General features: G+C 70.0%; 24 protein-coding genes. 8 read left to right on the top strand and 16 right to left on the bottom strand.

Features of this window, described 5'->3' with window-relative positions:
- Window positions 1–45: 45 nt before the first annotated feature.
- Window positions 46–1365 carry a pyridoxal phosphate-dependent aminotransferase gene (locus FVE25_RS46260; RefSeq protein WP_157253898.1) on the bottom strand — a complete coding sequence of 440 codons (1320 nt, stop codon included), beginning with the start codon at window positions 1363–1365 and terminating at the stop codon, window positions 46–48.
- 43 nt (window positions 1366–1408) lie between these two features.
- Between FVE25_RS46260 and FVE25_RS46255 the strand changes: the two genes are divergently transcribed.
- A complete protein-coding gene (locus FVE25_RS46255; protein ID WP_157253897.1) occupies window positions 1409–2344 on the top strand; it encodes a LysR family transcriptional regulator in 936 nt (311 codons plus the stop codon).
- A 9-nt stretch (window positions 2345–2353) separates the two neighbouring features.
- A complete protein-coding gene (locus FVE25_RS46250) occupies window positions 2354–3025 on the top strand; it encodes a ribonuclease HII (protein WP_157253896.1) in 672 nt (223 codons plus the stop codon).
- Here FVE25_RS46250 and FVE25_RS46245 read toward each other — a convergent pair.
- The 3 genes from FVE25_RS46245 to FVE25_RS46235 form a co-directional block, all read right to left on the bottom strand.
- Window positions 3022–4284: an FAD-binding oxidoreductase gene (locus tag FVE25_RS46245; protein WP_157253895.1), complete on the bottom strand. Its 1263-nt coding sequence runs from the start codon at window positions 4282–4284 to the stop codon at window positions 3022–3024. The genes FVE25_RS46250 and FVE25_RS46245 overlap by 4 nt on opposite strands.
- A gap of 6 nt (window positions 4285–4290) precedes the next feature.
- Complete coding sequence (locus FVE25_RS46240; RefSeq protein WP_157253894.1) at window positions 4291–4734, bottom strand: carboxymuconolactone decarboxylase family protein; 444 nt, start codon at window positions 4732–4734, stop codon at window positions 4291–4293.
- 73 nt (window positions 4735–4807) lie between these two features.
- Window positions 4808–5293 (bottom strand): RrF2 family transcriptional regulator, encoded by a 486-nt coding sequence (locus FVE25_RS46235; RefSeq protein WP_157253893.1) that lies wholly within the window; start codon window positions 5291–5293, stop codon window positions 4808–4810.
- Window positions 5294–5349: 56 nt separating this feature from the next.
- On the opposite strand from FVE25_RS46235, the gene FVE25_RS46230 reads away from it, so the two are divergent.
- On the top strand, window positions 5350–6399 hold the full coding sequence (locus tag FVE25_RS46230; protein ID WP_157253892.1) for an LLM class flavin-dependent oxidoreductase: 1050 nt from the start codon (window positions 5350–5352) through the stop codon (window positions 6397–6399).
- Here the strand turns inward: FVE25_RS46230 and FVE25_RS46225 are convergent.
- From FVE25_RS46225 to FVE25_RS46200, 6 genes are all read right to left on the bottom strand, one after another.
- Window positions 6368–6754: an SCO5389 family protein gene (locus FVE25_RS46225; RefSeq protein WP_157253891.1), complete on the bottom strand. Its 387-nt coding sequence runs from the start codon at window positions 6752–6754 to the stop codon at window positions 6368–6370. The genes FVE25_RS46230 and FVE25_RS46225 overlap by 32 nt on opposite strands.
- Window positions 6755–6843: 89 nt before the next feature.
- The gene (locus FVE25_RS46220) at window positions 6844–7770 is read right to left on the bottom strand and encodes an ATP-binding protein (protein ID WP_157253890.1); all 927 of its coding nucleotides are present in this window, start codon (window positions 7768–7770) and stop codon (window positions 6844–6846) included.
- Window positions 7771–7872: 102 nt separating this feature from the next.
- A complete protein-coding gene (locus FVE25_RS46215; protein WP_157253889.1) occupies window positions 7873–8727 on the bottom strand; it encodes an ABC transporter permease in 855 nt (284 codons plus the stop codon).
- A complete protein-coding gene (locus FVE25_RS46210) occupies window positions 8717–9478 on the bottom strand; it encodes an ABC transporter ATP-binding protein (protein ID WP_157253888.1) in 762 nt (253 codons plus the stop codon). The genes FVE25_RS46215 and FVE25_RS46210 overlap by 11 nt, the downstream gene beginning before the upstream one ends.
- Window positions 9475–10521: an ABC transporter substrate-binding protein gene (locus FVE25_RS46205; protein ID WP_157253887.1), complete on the bottom strand. Its 1047-nt coding sequence runs from the start codon at window positions 10519–10521 to the stop codon at window positions 9475–9477. Before FVE25_RS46205 ends, FVE25_RS46210 begins: the two co-directional genes overlap by 4 nt.
- A gap of 96 nt (window positions 10522–10617) precedes the next feature.
- Window positions 10618–11988, bottom strand: a complete 1371-nt coding sequence (locus FVE25_RS46200; RefSeq protein ID WP_181019930.1) for an LCP family protein — start codon at window positions 11986–11988, stop codon at window positions 10618–10620.
- A gap of 125 nt (window positions 11989–12113) precedes the next feature.
- Between FVE25_RS46200 and FVE25_RS46195 the strand changes: the two genes are divergently transcribed.
- Window positions 12114–12839: a class I SAM-dependent methyltransferase gene (locus tag FVE25_RS46195; RefSeq protein ID WP_246268533.1), complete on the top strand. Its 726-nt coding sequence runs from the start codon at window positions 12114–12116 to the stop codon at window positions 12837–12839.
- Here FVE25_RS46195 and FVE25_RS46190 read toward each other — a convergent pair.
- The 4 genes from FVE25_RS46190 to FVE25_RS46175 form a co-directional block, all read right to left on the bottom strand.
- Window positions 12831–13448 carry a thymidylate synthase family protein gene (locus FVE25_RS46190; RefSeq protein ID WP_157253885.1) on the bottom strand — a complete coding sequence of 206 codons (618 nt, stop codon included), beginning with the start codon at window positions 13446–13448 and terminating at the stop codon, window positions 12831–12833. The two genes, FVE25_RS46195 and FVE25_RS46190, sit on opposite strands and share 9 nt — an antisense overlap.
- The gene (locus tag FVE25_RS46185; protein WP_157253884.1) at window positions 13449–14111 is read right to left on the bottom strand and encodes a hypothetical protein; all 663 of its coding nucleotides are present in this window, start codon (window positions 14109–14111) and stop codon (window positions 13449–13451) included.
- 88 nt (window positions 14112–14199) lie between these two features.
- Window positions 14200–15183, bottom strand: coding sequence for a polyprenyl synthetase family protein (locus FVE25_RS46180; protein ID WP_157253883.1), 984 nt, complete (start codon window positions 15181–15183; stop codon window positions 14200–14202).
- Between the two features lie 56 nt (window positions 15184–15239).
- Window positions 15240–16667, bottom strand: a complete 1428-nt coding sequence (locus FVE25_RS46175; RefSeq protein ID WP_246268531.1) for an MDR family MFS transporter — start codon at window positions 16665–16667, stop codon at window positions 15240–15242.
- A gap of 56 nt (window positions 16668–16723) precedes the next feature.
- Here FVE25_RS46175 and FVE25_RS46170 point away from each other — a divergent pair, with 56 nt between their 5' ends.
- From FVE25_RS46170 to FVE25_RS46160, 3 genes are read left to right on the top strand one after another with little or no spacing between them, the layout of a single operon-like run.
- Window positions 16724–17230 carry a PadR family transcriptional regulator gene (locus FVE25_RS46170; RefSeq protein ID WP_157253882.1) on the top strand — a complete coding sequence of 169 codons (507 nt, stop codon included), beginning with the start codon at window positions 16724–16726 and terminating at the stop codon, window positions 17228–17230.
- A gap of 14 nt (window positions 17231–17244) precedes the next feature.
- Window positions 17245–17643 (top strand): VOC family protein, encoded by a 399-nt coding sequence (locus FVE25_RS46165; RefSeq protein ID WP_157253881.1) that lies wholly within the window; start codon window positions 17245–17247, stop codon window positions 17641–17643.
- A 19-nt stretch (window positions 17644–17662) separates the two neighbouring features.
- Window positions 17663–18592: a serine hydrolase domain-containing protein gene (locus FVE25_RS46160; RefSeq protein WP_157253880.1), complete on the top strand. Its 930-nt coding sequence runs from the start codon at window positions 17663–17665 to the stop codon at window positions 18590–18592.
- Here FVE25_RS46160 and FVE25_RS46155 read toward each other — a convergent pair.
- Complete coding sequence (locus FVE25_RS46155) at window positions 18579–19442, bottom strand: LysR family transcriptional regulator (protein WP_157253879.1); 864 nt, start codon at window positions 19440–19442, stop codon at window positions 18579–18581. The two genes, FVE25_RS46160 and FVE25_RS46155, sit on opposite strands and share 14 nt — an antisense overlap.
- A gap of 71 nt (window positions 19443–19513) precedes the next feature.
- Between FVE25_RS46155 and dapA the strand changes: the two genes are divergently transcribed.
- Window positions 19514–20383 carry a 4-hydroxy-tetrahydrodipicolinate synthase gene (dapA, locus tag FVE25_RS46150; RefSeq protein WP_157253878.1) on the top strand — a complete coding sequence of 290 codons (870 nt, stop codon included), beginning with the start codon at window positions 19514–19516 and terminating at the stop codon, window positions 20381–20383.
- Here the strand turns inward: dapA and FVE25_RS46145 are convergent.
- Entirely contained in the window at window positions 20373–21518 is a 1146-nt protein-coding gene (locus FVE25_RS46145; RefSeq protein ID WP_157253877.1) for an FAD-dependent monooxygenase, read from the bottom strand. The two genes, dapA and FVE25_RS46145, sit on opposite strands and share 11 nt — an antisense overlap.
- Window position 21519 lies beyond the last annotated feature (1 nt).

Raw genomic sequence — 21519 nt, 5'->3', positions numbered from 1 at the left:
GCAGGTTGCTGAAAGTAGGGTGTTTCCGCAGGTCGGCGTGGAGAATCAGGTCAAAGATTCGCCCAACTGTGACACCAGCGAGCGCTGCCGTTCACGTGGCCGTCGAACCGACAATTCCTTGAGGCCCATGAGCAGGTGGTCAAGGCTTTCCGCGATCCAGGGCAGGCAGAGCGGGTCGGGCGAGTTCAGGGCCGTCAGCCGCTCCTCGGCGCTGTCCCCGTAGAGCAGGCTCGTGGCCACCCGGACGCGGGCCGCCGAAGGGTCGTCCCCGAACGCGTGACCAGGCAGGACGCCGATCCCGTGCTGGTCGAGCAGGATCGCGGTGACCTGGGCGGAGCCGCCCAGCCCGAGGTGGCCGAGGTCGGGGTAGAGGTAGAAGCCGCCCTGCGGCCTGGCCACCGCGCAGCCGGCCTCGACGAAGCGGTCGTAGACCGCGTGCGCGACCGTCGCGTGCAGCCGGCGGCTCCTGTTGACGCGCTCCACGAGCTCGAGGGGTTCGGTGAAGGCGTAGGTTGCAGCTTCCTGCACCGGGGCCGCGGGCGCCGACCAGATCTCGCTGGCCACGGCGAGCAGCTTCGCGCGCAGCTCGACCGCGCCGTTGGGCAGCCTGGCCACGCCGATGCGCCAGCCGCCCAGGGCCAGGCTCTTGCTCAGTCCCGTCGTGATGACCGTGCGCTCGGGCGCGAGGTCGGCGGGTGAGAGGTACGGCAGCGCCGAGTCGTGCACCAGATCCCGGTAGATCTCGTCGGAGACGATGACCAGGTCGAGGTCGCGGGCGATCTCCACCAGCCGCCGGATGGTCCACGGGGACGCCAGCCGTCCGGTGGGGTTGTCGGGCATCGTGACGAGCACCGACCGCACGGTCCTGCCCCGGGCGCGGGCATGCAGGACGGCGGAGACCAGCTTGTCCGGATCGGGCGCACCACCCTCGCCGCGGGGCGCAGGAACCAGGATCGGCCGGGCGCCGACGAGATCGGCCTGGGCCGCGTAGCTGACCCAGCTCGGCGCGGTGAGCACGATGTCGCCGCCGAGCGCCAGGAGCAGGCCGTACAGGAGGGACTTGCTGCCCGGCCCGCTGACGACCATGGACGGGTCGGTGGGCAGGCCGCGCCTGTTCCAGTAGCCCGCCGCCGCTTCTCGCAACCCGGTCGCGCCCGCGACCGGCCCGTAGCCGTTGCGATCGGATGCGGCGACCAGCCTGTCGCGGAGCGCCGGGTGGACGGGCAGCCCGGCCTCGCCGAAGGCCAGGTTCAGCACGCGTTCCCCGGCGCGCCGTCTTCGCTCGATGTCTTCGTTGGCGGCCAATGTTGCTGAGAGGGTAACTGTCGTAGTTGTCACGTTCCCAGCGTGATTGGATAAGGGCATAAGTACAAGCGAGGCTTCATGTGGGTAGGCATAAGGAAGTCTGATGCTCGATCTGCGTCGTCTGACCTTGATCTGCGAGTTCGCCCGGCGGGGCAGCATCGCCGCGACCGCGACGGCTCTGGGATACACGCCGTCCGCGGTGTCCCAGCAACTGGTCGCGCTGGAGCGTGAGGCCGGTACCGCCCTGCTCGACCGCACCGCGCGCAGCGCCGAGCTCACCGACGCCGGCCGCCGCCTGGTCGCCCATGCCGAGCGCATCCTGGCCATGGTCGAAGAGGCGGAATCCGATCTTTCCGCCCATGCCGGCAGCCCCACGGGGCGGGTGACGCTGACCGCCTTCCCGACCGCCGCGGTCGCCTTCGCCCCCGCGCTCGCCCGCACGCTGCGCCGCTACACCGAGCTGACGCTCCGCCTCGGGCAGAGCAGATCGGGCCGCGGCATGCGCGAGGTCCAGGCGGGCGAGGTGGACATCGCCCTCATCGACGACTGGTACGGCCGCGCCCGCGACAGCGACAGCACCCGGGTCTTCCCCCTGCTGCACGACCCGCTGGTCCTGGTGGTCCCGCGCAAGCACCGGCTGGCCGACCCCGGCGTCCCCATCGACCTGGCCGACCTGCGCGACGAACCCTGGATGGCCACCCCCGACGGCGAGCCCTCACGCCTGGCCGCGGACCGGCTCTTCGCGGCCGTGGGCGGCACCCGGCCGACGCCGTGGGAGTTCGAGGGCCTGAGCACGATCCTGTCGCTGGTGGCCAAGGGCATCGGCATCGCCGCCGTGCCCGCCCTGTCGCTGGCCGCCGGGGTGCGCGGCATCGCCGTACGCACCTTTCCCGGCGATCCGGTCGGGCGGGAGGTGCACGCGGTGGCCCGCGCGTCGAGCGTCCACCGCCCGTCGGTCTCGATCACCCTGCGCGCCATCCACGTGGCCGCCCGGGTCATCGCCGCCGACCTGGAGCCACTGCGCCTGGCCGAGCGATAGCCTCGCCGCATGGCGCCCACCTACGACATCGAGCGGCACCTGCTCGCCCTGCCCAGCACCCGCCTGGTCGCCGGCGTGGACGAGGTCGGCCGCGGCGCCTGGGCCGGGCCGGTCACGGTCTGCGCGGTGGTCACCGACCTGTCGGCGCCGCCGGCCGGGCTGACCGACTCCAAGCAGCTCACCCAGCGCCGCCGCGAGGCTCTGATCGGCGAGCTGGAGTCCTGGGCGACGGGCATCGGGTACGGCGAGGCCAGCCACATCGAGATCGACACGCTGGGCATGACCGAGGCGTTGTCCCGGGCGGCGAGAAGGGCGCTGGAGGCGCTGCCGGTCCGCCCGGACGCGGTGATCCTCGACGGCGCCCACGACTACATCGGCGCCCCCTGGCCGGTCCGCCTGGAGGTCAAGGCCGACGCGGTGAGCGTCTCGGTGGCGGCCGCCTCGGTGCTGGCGAAGGTCCGCCGCGACGCCTACATGGCCACGATCGGCTGCGACGACTACGGCTTCGCCGACAACGCCGGCTATCCCTCGCCCATCCACCAGGCCGCCCTGGCCGAGCACGGCCCCACGCCCCACCACCGCCTGTCCTGGTCCTATCTCGACGACCTGCCGAAGTGGCGGCACCTGAAACGACACCGCGACCCTCTCGTCGGAGAGGGCCAGGAGTCGCTCTTCGGCTAGATCGGGTAGTTGGCCCGGAAGACGCCGTGCGGGTCGCGCGCCTGCTTGATCGCGCGCAGCCGCTCGTGGGCCGCGGGACTGAACGCCTGCGCCGCCGTCTCACCGGGCTTGAGGAAGGTGTACGGCTTGCGCCCCGTGCCCTTCACCGCGGCGGCCAGCTCGATCTGCCTGCCCTCGACGTCGGCGGCGCCGGGGATGCCGAACATGTACAGCAGGTACGGCTCGGCCAGCGGCCCCGCCGCGCTGTCGGAGGGCCGGGCCAGCGCCCCGCCCAGGTGCCGGATCTGCACGCTGAGCAGCGGGTCGATCGGCTCCTTCAGCAACTCGTGGGCCTGCTCCAGGCTGGGCAGCAGTTCGGCCTGCGACTGGCCGGGGCTCGGGTCGACGGGCTCCTGCTCGATGGAGCCGAGTTCGTGCACCGGCAGCTCGGCGTGGCTGTCGGAGATCAGGCCGCCGATCGTGGCGAACGGGGCCAGTAGCGCCTTGGCCGCGCGGGCCGGGCCCAGGTAGGTGGAGTCGAGGGCGACGAACGGCGGGGCGCCGCCGGGGAACTGCAGGAGGTCCAGCCAGACGGTCAGCTCGTCGGGCGCCTCCGCGGTCACCTCGCGGAACGCCGCCAGCACCTCGGGAGCGCGCTCGGCCGGCCACAGGAGCCGCCCGCCGTACAGGTTGGGGGAGGGGTGCAGATCGAACTCCAGCGCGGTCACGATGGCGACGTCGCCGCCACCGCCGCGCAGGGCCCAGAACAGGTCGGCGTCGGTGTCGGCGGTCACCCGGCGGGGCGCGCCCTCGGCGTCGACGATCTCGAAGGCGCGCACGCTGTCGGCGGCCCAGCCCCATGCCCGGCTGAACCAGCTCAGGCCGCCGCCGAGGGTGTAGGCGGTGACGTTGACGGCGGGCGTGCTGCCGGCCAGGCCGGTCAGGCCGAGCGGGCTGGTGGCCTCGAGCACCCGGCCCCATTTCACGCCGGCGCCGACGCGGGCCAGGCGGCCGTCCACGGAGAGCTCGTCGAGGCGGGCGGTGCGCAGGAGGATCGTGCCCTCGGTGTCGCCGCTGGCGCCGTGGCCGCTCGGCTGGGTGGTGACGGTCAGGCCGTGCTCGGCGGCGTGGCGGACGAGCGTGGCCACGTCGGCCGCGTGGGCGGCCTCGGCGACGGCCAGGACGGGCTGCCGGACGGCGAGGTTCCAGGGGGTGGCGGCCTGCTGGAAGGCGGCGTCGCCGGGCAGGTGGACGGTGCCGTCGAAGTTCGTGATGCGCATGATGGTTCAGGCTCCTGCGGGCTGGCGGGTGGTGACGTTGATGCGGTTCCAGGCGTTGATGGCGGCGATGGCCATCACGAGGGCGGCGAGTTGCTCCTCGGTGTAGTGGTCGGCGGCAGTGTCCCAGACCTCGTCGGGGACGCCGGCCGGGTTGTCGCTCAGCCGGGTGGCCGCCTCGGCCAGGGCGAGCGCGGCGCGCTCCTCCTCGGTGTAGTAGGGCGCCTCACGCCAGGCGGCCACCGACCACAGGCGCTCGTCGCTCTCGCCGGCCTTCTTGGCGTCGCGGGCGTGCATGTCGACGCAGTAGCCGCAGCCGTTGATCTGGCTGACGCGGAGCCTGACCAGTTCCAGGGTGCTGTGGGGGACGTCGCTGCGGCGGACGTAGTTCTCCACGCCCAGCAGGCCCTTGTAGCCGTCGGCGGCGGTGGTCATCGTCATGCGAGCGGACATGGTTAATCTCACTTTCTCAGATATTTGATATCCAGAATTAGGGCGGACGTCGGGAATGGATCCTTGGTGGAACCTAGCCGCGGAGGGCGGCGAAGCGGGCCCGGGTGCCGTCGGGGGCCTCGGGGTACTTGCGGGCGACCGTGGCGGCGATGTCCGCGATAGTCTTGCCGGCCAGATCCCGGCGCCAGGCCAGCTCGGCCTCCCGCATGGTCATCGAGACCTCGCAGTGCGCGCGGTAGTCGACCTCGGGCTTGCCGCCGGGACCTTTGCGGAGGATGCTCTCACAGCGGAAGGCGTCCTCCCGGCCCTCGATCGCGGTCACGATGTCGAGCAGGGTGATCTGGTCGGGCCGCTTGGCCAGCCTGAACCCGCCGCGCGGGCCGGAGATGGAGGTGAGGATGCCCGCCTTCACCAGCGACTGCAGCTGTTTGTTGAGGTAGGCGGCGGGCAGCTCGTAGAAGGCCGCGAGCCGCTTGGCCGTCACCGCCTCCTCCGGGTCGAGCCACGTCATGTTGACGCAGCTGTGCAGCGCCCACTCGACGCCCTCGTTCATTCGCATATTCTGGATACTAGACATCCAGGATGATGCGCGCAACCCCGGTTAGCATCGAAGGCGTGCGTATCGGGGTGTTTCTGCTGGCCGCCCAGTTCCCCGGCTCCGGCGCAGGGGAGGTGTTGTCCCAGGTCGCCACGTGGATCGAGGCCGCCGAGGAGGCGGGGTTCGACGACGTGTGGATCGCCGAGCACCACTTCATGTCGTACGGCGTGTGCCCCTCGGCCATCACGCTGGCCGCGCACGCGCTCGGGCGGACCCGGCGCATCGGGATCGGCACGGCCGTGAGCGTGCTGTCCGCCTGGCATCCGGTGGCGCTGGCCGAGCAGGCGGCGATGCTGCATCACCTGTCCGGCGGCCGGTTCACGCTCGGGGTCGGGCGCGGCGGGCCCTGGCTGGAGCTGGAGGTGCTCGGGACCGGGATGGAGCGGTACGAGCGAGGCTTCGCCGAGGCGCTCGACCTGCTGTGCGCGGCGCTGTCGGGCGAGCGGGTCGCGGCCGCGGGGGAGTTCTTCCGGTTCCGGGAGGTGGAGATGGTGCCCGCCGCCCGCATGCGGCCGGTCGTGGCCTGCACCTCGGAGGCGACGCTGGCGCTGGCCGCCGCGCGGGGGTTGCCGCTGCTGCTGGGCATGCACATCGGTGACGAGGAGAAGGCGGCCCTGCTGCGCACGTACACCGCGCTCGCGGGTGAACCGGCGGTCTCCGAGGGGGCGCATGTGGCGGCGGCGGTGGGGTTCGTGGGCGACTCCACCGAGGAGGCGGTCAAGGAACTGAAGCGGGCCATGCCGGGCTGGCTGGAGCCGGGACTGGCCGGGTACGTGACCGTGGACGGCCGGCCGCGGGCACCCCGAGATATCGCGAAATATGTGGACTTCCTGACCCGGGTGCATCCGGTGGGCGACGCCGACCTCTGCACCGAGCGCATCCTGGCCACGGCCGAGGCCACCGGCCTGCGCCACCTCATCCTCATGGTCGAAGGCGGCGGCCCGGGAAGGACCCTGGAGAACATCCGCCGCCTCGGCGCCGAAGTCCTGCCCAAGGTGAAGGGCCCGGCGGCCGACACCGCCGGGCCCGGATCTGCTAGCAGTCCACCAGCTCCGGCTTCTGATTGAGGATCTGCGCCCGAGGGGTCACGAACTCGGCGAGCGCCTTCTCGGCCGACGGGTCGAACACGGCGACCCGGTGGCAGTTCTGGAAGGCCAGCCGTACCCCGAAGTGGCGCTCCAGCGCGCCGCGCATCGAGTCGCTGGCGAGGCAGCGCAGGAGTTGCCCCCGCGCCTCCTCGGACGGTGGCGGCACCTGGTTGTCGGCGAACTCGGCCCCGCTCTGACCGCGTTGCTGGACCAGCTCGCTGATCACCGACCAGGCATAGGGCAGGGAGTCGCGCACGCAGGCGACGAAGGCCGCGTCGTCGACGTCTCCGGCTCTGGCCTGATCGAGAAGATCGTTCGGAACGGTCAGCGACATGCTGTCTCCTCACTGTGGAAGAAAGGGGATTAATCTGACGCTAGGTGGGAGCCGGGGAAGGCTCCAGATGGCGGAAGGGCGACAGTCGTCTACTTGGCCCTGCCGTACCTGAACTCGGGGTCGATCTGCAGCGCGAGGTCGAGGCCGGTGCGCGCGTTGCCCCAGGCGCGGGCGTTGCGCAGGTGGAACTCCGCGGTCTGGCGGCCGAACCGGTCCCAGTCCTTGGGCTGCGCGTCGAGGTGCTTGAGGAGGACGGCGAGCGCGTCGAGGTTGTGCGGCTCCAGGTCGGGCAGCGCGAAGGGGCGGCCCTGCTCCAGCGCGCGCACGGCGGAGGAGTGCTCCATCCAGGTCAGCAGGTCGTCGCCCACGTGCTCGCGCAGGAAGCCGATGTCACCGTCGCCGTGCACCTTGTTGCCGATCACCGCGATCGGCACCTCGAAGTCGGCGGCGTGGTCGCGGTACTGGCGGTAGACGGAGACGCCCTGGCGGGTGGGCTCGGCCACGAGCACGGTCAGGTCGAACCGGGTGAACAGCCCGGAGGCGAAGGAGTCGGCGCCGGCGGTCATGTCCACGACGACGTACTCGCCGGCCTCGTCGACCAGGTGGTTGAGCAGCAGCTCGACCGCGCCGACCTTGGAGTGGTAGCAGGCGACGCCCAGGTCCTCCTCGCCGAACGGGCCGGTGGCCATCAGGCGCGGGCCCTCGGGCGTGGGGATGCTGTAGGGCAGGTCGTCGAAGGACAGCAGCCGTGAGCCGCGCCCGGGCGGGGTGGTCTTGACCATGGCCTCGGCCGAGGGGATGCGCGGGTTGTCGCCGCGCAGCCAGTCCTTGATCTCGGTGAGGCGGGCGCCGAGCGGCTCGGGCTGCTCGGCGAGGCCGAGCACGAGCGCGAGGTGCTGGTTGATGTCGGCGTCGATGGCGACGACCGGGCTGCCCTGGCCCGCCACGTATCTGGCGAACAACCCGGACATGGTGGTCTTGCCGCTGCCGCCCTTACCCACGAATGCCACCCGCACGCCGAAGCCTCCTCGTGATGATGAAAACCGTTTTCGTTCTCGCGGAGGTCATCATGGCACACGGTGGCCGGCACCGAGGAAGCTTTGGCGGGAATCGCGGAATCAGGCCTGTTTGAGCCCCCAGCGGCGGCGCAGGGCGTTGTCGGCCGATTCGAACAGCACGTCGATCGCGATGCCGATGACCAGGATGACGATCATCGTGGCGATCAGCCCGGGGGAGTCGGACAGCTCGCGGGCGATCGAGAGCTGCTCACCCAGCGACGCCTGGTAGGCGATGATCACCATCAGCTCACCGGCCATCAGCGAGCGCCAGGCGAACGCCCAGCCCTGCTTGAGCCCGGCCAGGAACGACGGCAGCGAGGCGGGCAGGATCACGTGCCGATAGAGCTGCAGCCTGCGGAAGCCGAGCACGTGTCCTGCCCGCAGCAGGAGGGGTGGGGTGTAGTCCACGCCGGAGATCAGGCCGTTGGCGATCGACGGGGCCGCGCCCAGGATCACCACGAACGTGATCGCGCTCTCGGTCAGCCCGAACAGAAGGATCGCGAACGGGAACCAGGCGATCGACGGCATCGTCTGCAACCCGGTGATCAGCGCCCCGAACGCCGCCCGCAGCACCTTCACCCGCGAGACCGCCGCCCCGACCACCAGCCCGACCGCCACGGCCAGCGCGAACCCTGTCACCGCCCGCCGCATCGTGGTGGCCAGCGCCTGGTAGAACTCCGCGGTGCCGAGCCGGTGCCACAGATCGCCGAACGTGGCCCCGGGCCCGGCCAGCACGTACTCCGGCCAGCGCCCGCTCAGCACCACGAGCTGCCAGATCACCAGCACCAGCGCGACGGCCGTGAGCATCGGCCACGCCCTGCCCCACAGCCGCGCCCCGATGCCGACCTTCTTCTCCCGGTTCAGCTCCAGCGCGTCGAGCCCGGAGATCTGCCGAGCATGGCTGTCAACGGCCATGGCGGGCGACCTCCTGCTTCAGGCTGTCGGTGATCGTGCCCGCCAGCGTGGCGACCTCCGCGGAGTCGGTACGGCGGGGCCGCGCCAGCCGTACCGGGAACTCCTCGACCACGCGGCCGGGACGGCTGCTGAGGAGCACCACCCGGTCGCCGAGCCGGACCGCCTCGCGCACGTTGTGGGTGACGAACAGGACCGACAGCGCACGCTCGCGCCAGATGCGCTCCAGCTCGTCGTGGAGCAGGTCGCGGGTCATGGCGTCGAGGGCGCCGAACGGCTCGTCCATGAGCAGGACGCCGGAGCCCTGCGCCGCGCACTGCGCCAGCGCCCTGGCCAGGGAGACGCGCTGGCGCATGCCGCCGGACAGCTCATGAGGACGGTGCTTGGCGAAGTCGCCCAGGTGGACGACGTCGAGGAACTCGGCGGCCTTCTGGCGGCGCTCACTCTTGGGCAGGGCGCGCATGGCCATCTCGACGTTGCCCGAGACGGTCAGCCAGGGAAACAACGCCGGCTCCTGGAACATCATGGCCACGCCGTGGTCCCCGGTGGAGATGGCGCCGCCGGTCACCTGGTCGAGTCCGGCCACGAGGGAGAGCAGGGTGCTCTTGCCGCAGCCGGAGGCGCCGAGGAGGCAGACGAACTCGCCGGGCTCCACCGCCAGCGAGACGTGGTCGAGGGCGAGCAGGTCGCCGTACGCCTTGGACACGGCGGTGAGCTGTACCGCCACGCCCTTCTCCACGAGCTGGGCGGTCACTTGATCGCCTCCAGCCCCTGCGCGGCCAGGACGTCGTTGAGCGGCTTCAGGTCGTAGATGCCGTTGAGGTCGACGGGCTTGAGCAGGCCGACCTTGACCGCGTGGTCCGCGCTGGCGGTGAGGGAGGTGGCGATCGGGTCGTTGGTGAAGGTGATGTTCTTGAACGCGCTCTGGAGCACCTCGGGCTTGAGCGGCTTCTGGGTGAGCTTCTCGATGGCGGCGTTGACGGTCTGGGCGGCGCCCGCCGGGTCGTCGTTGATGAACTTGGTGGCCTCGACGTGCGCCTGGAGCAGCTTCTTGACCAGGTCCGGGTTGGCCTTGGCCCACTCCTGCCTGACGATCAGGTGGGTGATCACGAACTGCTTGTCCGGCCAGAGTTCGCGCTCGTCCTGGAGGATCTTGCCCTTGCTCTCCAGGATCAGGCGGCTGGCGAACGGCTCGGGCACCCAGGCGCCGTCGATGTCGCCGGTGGCGAAGGTCTGCAGGGTCTGGGCGTTCTCCTGCGGGACGATGTGCACGTCGCCGCCGCCCTTGGTGTCGGTCTTGAGTCCCTTCTCCTGCAGCCAGTAGCGCAGCGCCACGTCCTGGGTGTTGCCGAGCTGCGGCGTGGCGATCTTCTTGCCCTTGAGGTCCTGGACGCTGTTGATCTCCGGCTTGACCACGAGGAAGACACCGCCGGATGCGGCGCCGGCGATGATGTTGATGGCCTTGCCCTGGGACTTCGACCAGGCGTTGATGGCCGGGTTGGGGCCGATGTAGGTGGCGTCGATGGCGCCGGAGAAGACCGCCTCGATCGCGGCGGGCCCGGCGTTGAAGGTGCTGGTCTTGACCGGGACGCCGAGGTGCTTGGCGTACAGACCCTTCTCGACGCCGACCAGGGCGGTCGAGTGGGTGATGTTCGGGAAGTAGCCGAGGCGAACCTCCTTGGCCACCGCGGCGCCCCCGCCGTCCGTGGAGCCTGAGCCTGAGCCACTCCCGCAGGCTGCGATCAGCGCGGTCAGTCCGGTTGCGACGAGCGCGGCGAGCACCCTGCGAGTGTTCATGGGCTTACCCCTGTTTTCCTACTTATCAAGTCGCTTTTGGCTATATGAAACGGGCTCAAAACCCGCACGTCAAGTAGGAATTTAGGGGTGGTCGTTCTAGCCGCAGGACTCGTCGAGCGTGATCGGACGGTCTGTGCTGGGCGTCAGCGTGGCCTCCGGGCGCTCGCCCGGCGCGGTGGCGGTCTTGTTCTCCGGGCGGTCGGCGATCGCCTGGGCGACCTTCCGGCGGATCAGCGTCCAGTCCGGGTAGACGGTGCTGATCAGCGGGGGCACGAAGCTCAGGCTCCTGATCCGCGTGTCCTTGACCTTCTGCGCGAGGTCCACCAGCGCGGGCAGCAGGTTCTGCGGGATGTCGGTGGAGATCGCCCGCTTGGTGGCCGTGGCCAGACTCTCGAAGCTGTTCAGCACGGTCATCGGGTCCGCCTGTTTGGCGACCGCGTTGAGCAGGCACTTCTGGCGGCCCATGCGGACGTAGTCGTCGCTGTCGGTGCGCGAGCGGCCGTACCACAGCGCCTGCTCGCCGGTGAGCTTGCGGGTGCCCGCGGCCAGCAGGCCCTCGCGGTACTTGCCGTAGACGATGGGCTCCTTGATGGTGACCTTGACCCCGCCCATCGCATCGATGATCTGGGCGAAGCCATGCATGTCGACCATCGCGTAGTAGGTGACCGGGATGCCGAGGATGCCGCTGACGGTCTGCTTCAGCAGGGTCGAGCCATGCGCGTCCCGGCGCGCGCCCGGCACCACCTCGGGGTAGTCCTCGCCGTACTGGAAGACCTCGTTGAGCAGGCCGGGGGTGTAGGGCGGCTCGCCGGTGAAGCCGTAGGGGAAACGTTCGCGGGCCGGGCCCGAGGGCATCGGCACGTTCTGCAGGTTGCGCGGCAGGCCGAGCAGGGTCGTGGCGCCGGTGGCGATGTCCACGGTGGCCACGGTCATGCTGTCGGTCCGCACGCCCGGCCGGTTGGGGGCGGAGTCGGCGCCGACGAGCAGGATGGTGAACCGGTCGGCGCCGTTCCACGGGTCCTGGGTGACGATCGGGGCGGTGTTGGTGGCGAACAGGCTGGTCACCACGTCGCGGGAGACGTAGGCGAGCCGGGCGGCATAGGCGGTCGGCGCCACGACCGCGGCGCACAGGACGACCGCGAGGATCGTGGTGGCCCTGCGGCCGACGGCCGGCCGTACCAGGGCGTAGGACCAGAGGATCACCGTGGACCAGGCGACCGCGACCGCGATCAGGGTCACGGTCAGCGCGGTGAGCCAGCCGGGCTGCACGGCCAGCGACAGCAGGTGGCTGCCGAGCACGGTCACCATGGTCAGGACGGAGGCCAGCAGCACCGCGTAGACGGTCATCAGCGCCAGTCCCGTGCGCCGGCGGCCGGTGGCGAGATGGGCCACGCCCCACAGCACGGCGGAGCCGATCGTCAGCACGATGCTGGTTCCGAGGCTGAATTCGCGCTCTCTGGCTGCCATCCCCTGTCGACCCCCGTCTTGAGCTAATTCATCTCAGTTTAGTAACGGTTTAGGGATGTTTAATGCAAAACCCGGATTGTGGCCCGTCAATTCACGGCAACGGGAACTTGCGATATAACGTGAAGGTGAGACGCGGAACATATGGATTCGACGCTCCCTGGCCCTTCGCGGGGCTCATCGCGGGGGCTGCCGTGCTGCTGTCCCTCACGGTGGTCTCCTTCGCCTTCGACGTCGCGCCCGCCGGCGTCGCCTTCCTTCTCGGCGGTCTCTATACCCTGGCCAGCGCGCTGAGCTACGCCTACACCACCCGCCGCGGCAAGTTCGCGGTCTGGGAACGGGAACTCGACGACCTGGACGGCGGCGAACGCGTGCTCGACCTCGGCTGCGGGCGCGGCGCCGTGCTCATGACCGCCGCCAAGCGCCTGTCCAAAAAAGGCCGCGCGGCCGGTCTCGACCTGTGGCAGGCCAAGGACCAGACCGGCAACCGCGCCGCCGCCGCCCGCGCCAACGCCGGCGCGGAAGGCGTCGCCGACCGGGTGGACCTCGTCACCGGCGACATGCGCGCGCTGCCGTTCGCCGCGGGCGCCTTCGACGTCGTCGTCTCCAGCCTCGCCCTCCACGACATCGCCGCGGCCGAGGGCCGCGCGGAGGGCGTGCGCGAGGCATACCGCGTGCTCGCCCCCGGTGGCCGGTTGCTGATCGCCGACTTCCAGCGCACCGAGGAGTACGAGGCGGTCCTGCGCGACCTCGGCGCCGCCAACGTGCGCCGCCGCAACCTCGGCTGGCGCTTCTGGTACGGCGGGCCGTGGTTCGCCACCTGGATGGTCGAGGCCGCCAAGCGCTCAGAGTAGGCGGGCGAAGGCCGGCCGCATCACCCGCAGAGCCGCCCCGGCGTCGGCGAGGTAGAGATGCGGCACGTCCACGAACACCCGCATCGGCCCCGGCGGCAGGCCGAGAACGCGGCCCATCTCAGCCTGCACCTCCGCGAGCGGCAGGTAGTTCAGGTAGCTGGTGAAGGCGTTCTGCGATCGGAACGTGGCCGTCATGTGGAGCCTGCCGTCCCGGATCCGGAAGGCCAGCCCGGTCAGGCAGGGCACCGAGTCGTAGGGCTCGCCGGGCGTGGTCAGGGAGATCCACCCGCTCTTGCTGTACGGCCTGGCCCGAAGCAGATCGGCGGCCCAGGTGAGCTGCCCCTTGATCCGGGCGCCGTAGCTGTACTTGAACGGCTCGACGATCGTGTCCTCGGTGAACTTCCTGGTGTACAGGGCCAGCTTCGCGGCATCGCCGTACTGCTCGACGATGGGGTCGCAGGCGCGCGGGCCGGTGATCTCGAGCAGGATGGGCGGGCCCTCGATCACTGGGCCCCGGTCGTCCTCGGCCGGGACGCCGGAAATCCAGACATGGCGGATCAGGCCGATCCACGCCTCCCCACATGACGCCCATTGCACTGGGCTGTCCATTCAGGTCTCCAGATTGGGGAATTGGTAGGGGTTGTGGGGAAGCCGGCGCCGCCGGGTCACGTTGCAGCGCACGTAGTAGATCGAGTAGTGCACCAGCGCGACCAGCAGGATGCTGGTCAGCAGGAGGACGGTGTTGGGGTACTGCTTGGCCAGGCCGGTGACGCCGACGGTCAGGTAGACCGAGTTGACGATCGCCATCATCATCACGTTGATGCCCGGCCAGGTCAGCGGGGCGTACGTTTCGGGGAAACGCGGGTCGACCGGGAGATTGGGCGTCCAATCGAGGTCGTCTTTCAACTGCGCGGTGTACAGCAGGCGGAAGTTGTTGATGGCTCTGGCCGTCCTGCCGTGCGCGTTGACCGCTTCGATCAGGCGCAGGAACGGCAGCACGCCGAGCAGGCCGAACGCGGCCACCAGCGCGAACAGGTAGGGCGGGACCGACTGCCAGGTCGTCAGTTGCTGGGGACTGACGACCTTGGCACTGGTCAGCGCGATGGTGGCGAGGAAGGGCACTGACAGCAGGCTCATGGCGAGCCTGGTCATTTTCAGGCGTTCTTCCTTGGCGGCCAGATGAACCTGGTAGATGCCGCTGAAGTCAACGGCGGCGAGTTGGAGGAAGTGGGTCGCCTCGAGCGGCCCCGTTGAGGGGGATGACTTCCGCATGAGCGTGCTCCTGGGTGGCCTGGTAGATCCAGTATGAGCACACTTTCCGGGCTTTGACCGCGATTCCTGCCAATCATTCCAACAATTCTTAACGTGATGGGGTCAACGCAGGTCGAGCGATGATTCTGAGCGCCGAGTCGATGTATGAGGTGGGCAGTCCGTAGAGGATTCCGGCGATCTCGTGGTTGCGGATGGCGGGCAGCGCGGCGAAGGCGTCGGCGGCCAATCCCCGGCAGTATTCGACGGTGTTCTCGATCATTTTGCTCTGGCGCAGGATGGTCAAAGCTTCAGCGATCTGGTCATCGGTCATTCCCCTCTCTAGAGAAATATCGGTATTCGAGAGGATGACGGGAAGGCTGCGGACGCCCTGCCTCAGGTCGGTGCCCGCGGGCTTGCCGAGCTGCTCGCCAGTGGCCGTCAGATCCAGCAGGTCGTCCATGATCTGGAAGATCAGGCCGAACTTCTCGCCGTACTCCGCCAGCCTGGCCCGGTCCTCCGGCGCGGCCTTCGCGCAGACGGCGGCCACCAGGCAGCTCGCGCGGAACAACGCCGCCGTCTTGCCGGTGATCGAGCGCAGCGCGGACTGCTCGCTCCGGTGCGGCACGAACAGCTCCGCCGTCTCCAGGTACTGGCCCTCCGCCAGTTCCACCACCGTGTTCGCCAGCACCTCGGCAACCGGCCGCGACACCGAGGTGAGCGCCGCCAGGCCCGCCCTGGCCAGCATGAAGTCCCCGATGAGCAGGGCCTTGCCGAAACCCAGGTCGGAGTGGAGCGTCTTCTCACCCCGGCGCTCGGCCGCGCCGTCCATCAGGTCGTCGTGCACCAGCGAGCCCGCGTGGATCAGCTCCACGCAGGCGGCCGCGGTGATGACCCGGCGATCCGGTGCCTTGCCCAGGGCCAGAGAGGTGGCGAGGGTCAAGGCCGGCCGCAGCCGTTTGCCTCCCGCGCTGATCACCCGGGTGGCGCCGGCGTTGATCCCCGACAGGGCCGAGGAGCCGCCCAGGCGCTCGATGCGCGCCTCCACCTTCCGCAAGCCCTGCACGATCGACGGGTTCCGCAGCAACTGATCCATGCCTTCACCCTGCGTCCCGGTGGCTGTGCCGTACCTGAGAGATGCTGAGCGGGTTCTCAGGCGACGGCTGATGCCGGCTGTTGCCGGGGTGAATCGGCCGTGAGGCGCTTGTTGGGCATGACGGCCAGCGCGACCAGGGCGATCAGGGCGCCGGTCACGCCCAGGACGGGGATGACGAGCGCGGTGGCCGAGGCGTGCGCGGCGGGCAGGCCGTGCACCGGGGCCTCGGTGGTCAGCACCGAGGTGTAGGCGGTGCCGGCCAGCGCCAGCGCGAGTGAGCCGCCGATCTGGCGGAAGAAGTTCAGGTTGGCCGATGCGGTGCCGAGGTACTCCGGCGGGACGGCGGCCTGCGCCGCCACGGTCAGGCCGGACATCATCGGGCCCATGCCGAGGCCGATCAGCGCCATCCACAGGACGAGCTGCCAGGTGGAGGTGTGCTGGGTCAGGTTCAGGCAGAGCAGGGTCCCGGCGATCATCAGCACCGGCGCCGCCACCAGCCACGGCTTGTAGAGCCTGGTCCTGGTCATGAGCGCGCCCATGACCCAGCTGCCGGCCAGCATGCCGAGCATCAGCGGGTAGATGCTCAGCCCGGAGTCGGTCGCGCTCTGGCCCAGCGACTCCTGGAAGTAGCGCGGCAGGAAGACCACGCCGGCGTACATGACGAACGCGGTGAAGAACGAGGTCGCGTTGATCAGCGTGTAGCCGCGGTTGGCGAACAGGTGCAGCGGCATGATGGGCGCGGCGGCACGCCGTTCGACCAGGACGAAGGCGGCCAGGAGCACCAGCGCGGACACGATCGGCACCAGCACGGGCGGGCTGGTCCAGGCGTTGCCGTCCAGGCCCTTCTCGGTCAGGCCGACGAGCAGGGCGCCGATGGCCAGGCTGAACAGGGCGATGCCGAGGTAGTCGGGCCGGACGCGGCCGGTGCCCGGGTGGTGCGGCAGGTACCTGGCGACGACGGCCAGGAGCACCAGGCCGATCGGCACGTTGACGTAGAACGCCCAGCGCCAGCTCGCGTGGTCGGTGAACAGGCCGCCGAGGAACGGCCCGGCCAGGTAGCTCAACGCCATCACGCCGCCGATCGCGCCCTGCACCCTGCCACCGCCCCGGGCGGGTGGGAACATGCTCAGCACCAGGGCGAGCGACAAGGGGACCAGCGCACCCGCGCCGAGGCCCTGGAGCGCGCGGAACACGATCAGCTGGGTCATGTCCTGGGCGAGGCCGCACAGCGCCGATCCGGCCACGAAGACCGCCATGCCGATCAGCAAAAGGGGCTTCCTGCCGTATTGGTCGGACAGCCTGCCGTACAGCGGCATCGTCACCGTGGAGGTCAGCAGGTAGGCGGTCACGACCCACGTGTACAGCCCGGTGCCGCCTAGCTCGGCGGTGATGCGGGGCAGGGCCGTGCCCACGATCGTCTGGTCCAGCATCGCGAGGAACATGCCGCCGAGGGCGGCGGCCAGCAGCTTCGTGTCATTTGTCACCTGTGAAGATTGATATGTAACTTCTTACATGTCAAGCCTTGGGTATGCTGAGGGTCATGTCGCTGCGGATCGCGTTGCTCGGCCTGCTCGCCGCCAAAGGCCCGGCCAGTGGGTATGACCTGGCCAAACTCTTCGAGGTGTCGCTCAACCACGTCTGGCAGGCCGGGCACACGCAGATCTATCCCGAGCTGGTGAAGATGGCGGCCGACGGGCTGGTCTCCGTCGAAGCCGAGGGTGCCCGGGGGCGGAAGAACTACACGATCACCGGCGAGGGGACGCGGCTGCTCCACGAGTGGCTGGCCGATCGGGAGCCGGTCATGGTCCAGCGGAATGAGACCGCGCTGCTGGCGTTTCTGCTGCCGCTGCTGGACGCCGACGAGGCGATCGTGGCCGTCGAGCGGATCAGGGCGCGGGCGCGGGATCGGCTGGACTATCTGGTCTGCCTGCCGCCCGTTGCCGAGAATCCGAAGTTCGGGAGTTACGCGTTGCGGCTGGGGCAGGCGCAGGTACGGGCCACGATCGCATGGGCTGACGAAATCCTGCACGAACTGCGTCCGACTTAGGCCAATATCTAGCGATGATCGGTCACATCGGAGTCAACGTTTCCGACCTTGCCGCGGCGCGGGTCTACTACGACGAGTTGATGCCCCTGCTGGGCTTCGAGATGTACCTTGACGCGGCCGATCAATTCGCCTTTCGTCCTGCCGGGGGGAAGCCGGGGACGTATCTGTTCTTCTATCCGGCGCTGGCCGAGGGCGGTTACGACCGGCATCGGGCCGGGTTACAGCACCTGGCGTTCATGGTCAGGAGCCGCTCCGCCGTACGGGCGGTGCATGACTGGGTGGTGGGGATGCGGGGCAACGTTCTCCACAAGCCACGAAATTTCCCGGAATATCCGCCGCCCTACTATGCGACGTTCTGGGTGGATCCGTTTGGATTCATGCTGGAGGCGGTCTGTCACCATGACCGGCCCTGACCCTTGGTGAGGCGTTGTGATGGAAGAGCGTGTTGACGAAGTCCTGCGTGACGGGCGGGCGCCCGGGGTGCACGGGCTCGTGGTGCTGCGCGGCGGGCGGACGGTTCTCGAGCGGTACGGCAAGGGCGAGGACTTCCTGTGGAGCCATTCGCTCGGCGTCGTGGAGTTCGACCGGGACACGCTCCACGATCTGCGGTCGGTGAGCAAGAGCATCACGGCGCTGGTGTACGGCATCGCGCTGGGGAAGGGGCTGGTGCCCGATCCGGAGACGCCGCTGGCGGCCGCGTTCCCGGAGTACGCCGATATTTCCGGCGACAAGGGAAATATCGTGATTGAGCATGCGCTGACCATGACGCTCGGGCTCGAATGGGACGAGAGCGTTCCCTACACCAGTGCGGCCAACAGCGAGATCGCCATGGAGATGGCGCCCGACCGCTACCGCTACATCCTGGAACGCCCCGCCGTGGAACAGCCCGGCACCCGCTGGAGCTACTGCGGCGGCGCCTCCGCCCTCATCGGGCACCTGATCGCCAAGGGCGCCGGCACCACGCTCGACGCCTTCACCCGTGACACGCTGCTGGCGCCGCTGGGCATCGACGCCGCCTGGAACCGCGGGGCCGACGGGGTGCCCTCGCCCGCCTCCGGCCTGCGGATGGCGCCGCGCCACCTGGCCGCGCTCGGGCAACTCGTGCTGGAGGGCGGGCGTGGCCTGGTGCCCGCGGAATGGATCACCCGCATGCTGACGCCGCGGGTCACCCTGGAGGACGGGACCGGCTACGGCTACCAGTGGTACCTCGGCGACACCTGGCGGGCCGCGTTCGGCAACGGCGGGCAGCGCCTGTGCCTGGTGCCCGATCAGGACCTGGTCGTCGCGATCACCGCCGGCGAGTACAACGCCTCCGACCAGCCCAGCGCCCAGGCCGTGATGGACGCCGTCATGGGGTGGTGAGCGCCTCCTGGAAGGCGGCCACGGCGGCCCGGATCGCGGGATGCTCGCCGTACCCCTTGCGGAAGGCCACCAGCGTGCGGCGCGACAGTGCCAGTGGGGTCAGCCGCACGCCCGGCGGCGGTGCCTGCGCGGCCAGCTCGGGCACCAGCGCGACGCCCTGACCGGCGGAGGCGAAGGCGAGGACGGTGTCGAAGTCGTCCACGTGATGACGCACGTGCGGCTCGAACCCGGCCGCCTGGCAGGCCCGGATCGCCATGGTGTGGCAGAAGGTGCCCGGCTTGCTCATGATCCACGGGTCGTTCCTCGCGGCGCGGATCGAGGGCCGGCTGGTCAGGAACATCGTCTCCTCGAACAAAGGCTCCGCGTAGATTCCCGGGTCCACGACGGGCGGTACGAAGTCGTACTCGTGCACCAGCGCCACGTCCAGCTCCCCGGCGCGCAGCGCGGCCGAGACGTCGGCCGGGTCGATCTCGGAGACCATCGGCTCCAGCGCCGGATGCGCCTTCCCCAGCTCGGCCAGCGCCCGGGGCAGCAGCACCCGGGCCGCCGACGGGAACGCGCCGATCCGCAGCGGCCCGCCCGGCCCGCCGCTCATCGCCGCGAGCGCCGCGGTGGCGCGCTCCAGCTCTTCGAGTACGGCCCGCGCATGGGTCACCAGCACCCGGGCGGCCGGGGTCAGGGTCACGGTGCGGCCGGTGCGCTCCAGCAGCGGCAGCCCGGCCTCGCGTTCCAGGGCGCTGAGCTGCTGGGAGACGGCTGACGGGGTGAAGTTGGCGGCCTCGGCCACGGCGGTGATGGTGCCCCGCTGGGCGAGTTCGCGGAGCAGGTGGAGCTTGCGCGGGTCGAGCATAAGACGAGCTTAAACTCAACCGTAGAAATCGGCGCTGGACCTAATCAATATAGGTGCCTCACAGTCGGACCATGCTGAGAGGAATCTACGTACCGCTGATCACGCCTTTCACCATCGACGACCGGGTCGATCTGGATACGGCGGAGAAGCTTGCCCACCATGTGCTCGACCAGGGCGCGAGCGGACTCGTGGGGCTTGGCACGACCGGCGAAGTGGCGATGCTGAGCGATGAGGAACGCGCCGCGGTGATCGCGACGTGCGTGCGGGTCACCGGTGAGCGGCACGTCCCGCTCATCCTCGGCGTGTCCGGCAATGACACCCGCTCCACGGTCGCCGCCCTGCGGGCGCTGCCCGACGGGGTCACCGCCGCCCTGGTGCCCGTCCCCTACTTCCTGCGCCCGTCGGAACGCGGAGTGATCGCCCATTTCGAGGCGCTGGCCGAGGCGTCTCCGGTCCCGCTGGTCATTTACCACATCCCCTACCGGACCGGTCAGCAGGTGAGTGCCGCGACCCTGCGCCACCTGGGCGCGCACCCGATGATCGCCGGGGTCAAGTACGCCGCGGGCAGCGTGGACGAGGACGCCGTGAACCTGCTCGCGGACCTGCCCACCGGCTTCGACGTGCTCGGGGGCGACGACGCCTTCATCTCCCCGATGCTCGCGCTCGGCGCCTCCGGCGGCATCCTGGCCTCGGCGCACCTGGCCACCGACCAGTACGTCGCGCTCGTGGACGCCTGGCGCTCCGGCGACGCCGCCCGCGCCCGCTCCCTGGGCCACCGGCTGGCCAAGCTCTCGGCCACCCTGTTCGCCGAGCCCAACCCGACCGTGATCAAGGGCGTGCTCCACCAGCAGGGGCTGATCGCCTCCCGAGAGGTACGGCTGCCGCTCCTGCCCGCCGGTGCCCAGTCCATCGCCCAGGCCATGCTGGCGATCACAGGGTGACGTGGTGACGGTACAACCAGGCCAGTGACTCCTGGCCGGCGGCCTTCTTGAGGAACATCGGCATCATCAGGTCGCGGATCACCCGGGCCACCGGGCCCGCGGCCTTGCTGTTGCTGATCGTGCGCGAGTAGGCCACCACCCGCTCGGCCCGCTCGCGGCGTTCCGCCTCGAAGGCGGCGAACGCCTCCCGGTGACCGGAGGCGTCACGCAGGCAGCGGGCCAGCACGATCGCGTCCTCGATGGCCTGCGAGGCGCCCTGGCCGGAACTGGGCGAGGTGGCGTGGGCGGCGTCCCCGGTCAGCACCACCCGGCCCCGGTGCCAGACCGGGACGGGCGGCAGGTCGTGGATCGGGTAGCCGAGCGCGATGGGGCTGTGGCGCACGAGCTCGGCGGTGGGGTTGGCGTCGTGGCGGAAGGCGTCCACGAGCACCGGCCGCCAGTCGTCCGGCACGTCACCCTCCTGCCGCGGCAGGTTGGCGAACCACCAGACCTCCCCGGAGGCGGCCACGGTGTAACCGAAGAACGCCTTCTTGCCGAAGATCATGTTGTAGGTGCCCAGGTCGCTGGTCAGGCCGTCGAAGGTGGTGACGCCGCCGAAGCTGTACAGGCCGGAGTAGCGGGGGCCGGGGGCTTGCGGGTCGAGGATCGCGCGGGTGCGCGAGTGCACGCCCTCGGCGGAGATCAGGATGTCGCCTGTGGCGGTGGTGCCGTCGGCGAAGTGCGCCACCACTCCGTCTCCGGTGTCGTCTACGGCTACCAGGCGCTTGCCGTACGAGATCGTGATGCCCCGCGCGGCGGTGTGGTCGCGCACGATGCGGTAGAGGTCGGTGCGCAGGATCGTGTGGCTGACGGTGCCGTCGTCGAGGGGCAGGCCGTTGGCGACCTCGCCCAGGCGTTTGCCGGAGCCGCTGTACATGACCATGAGCGGCGTCGGGATGCCCGCGGCCATGACCTCGTGGTGCATGCCGAGGATGCGGAGCGCGGCCAGGCCATTGGAGGCGATGTTGAGGAACGAGCCGACGCCTTCCGCGCCGGTGCCGTGGGCCTCGAAGATCTCGGCTTCGATGCCCGCCTTCTGCAGGGCGATCGCGGTCGTCGGCCCGCCGATGCCGCACCCTGTGATGAGAGCCTTCATC

Source organism: Nonomuraea typhae (assembly GCF_009760925.1).
Lineage (GTDB): Bacteria > Actinomycetota > Actinomycetes > Streptosporangiales > Streptosporangiaceae > Nonomuraea > Nonomuraea typhae.
This window is presented reverse-complemented; position numbering and strand designations above follow the sequence as displayed.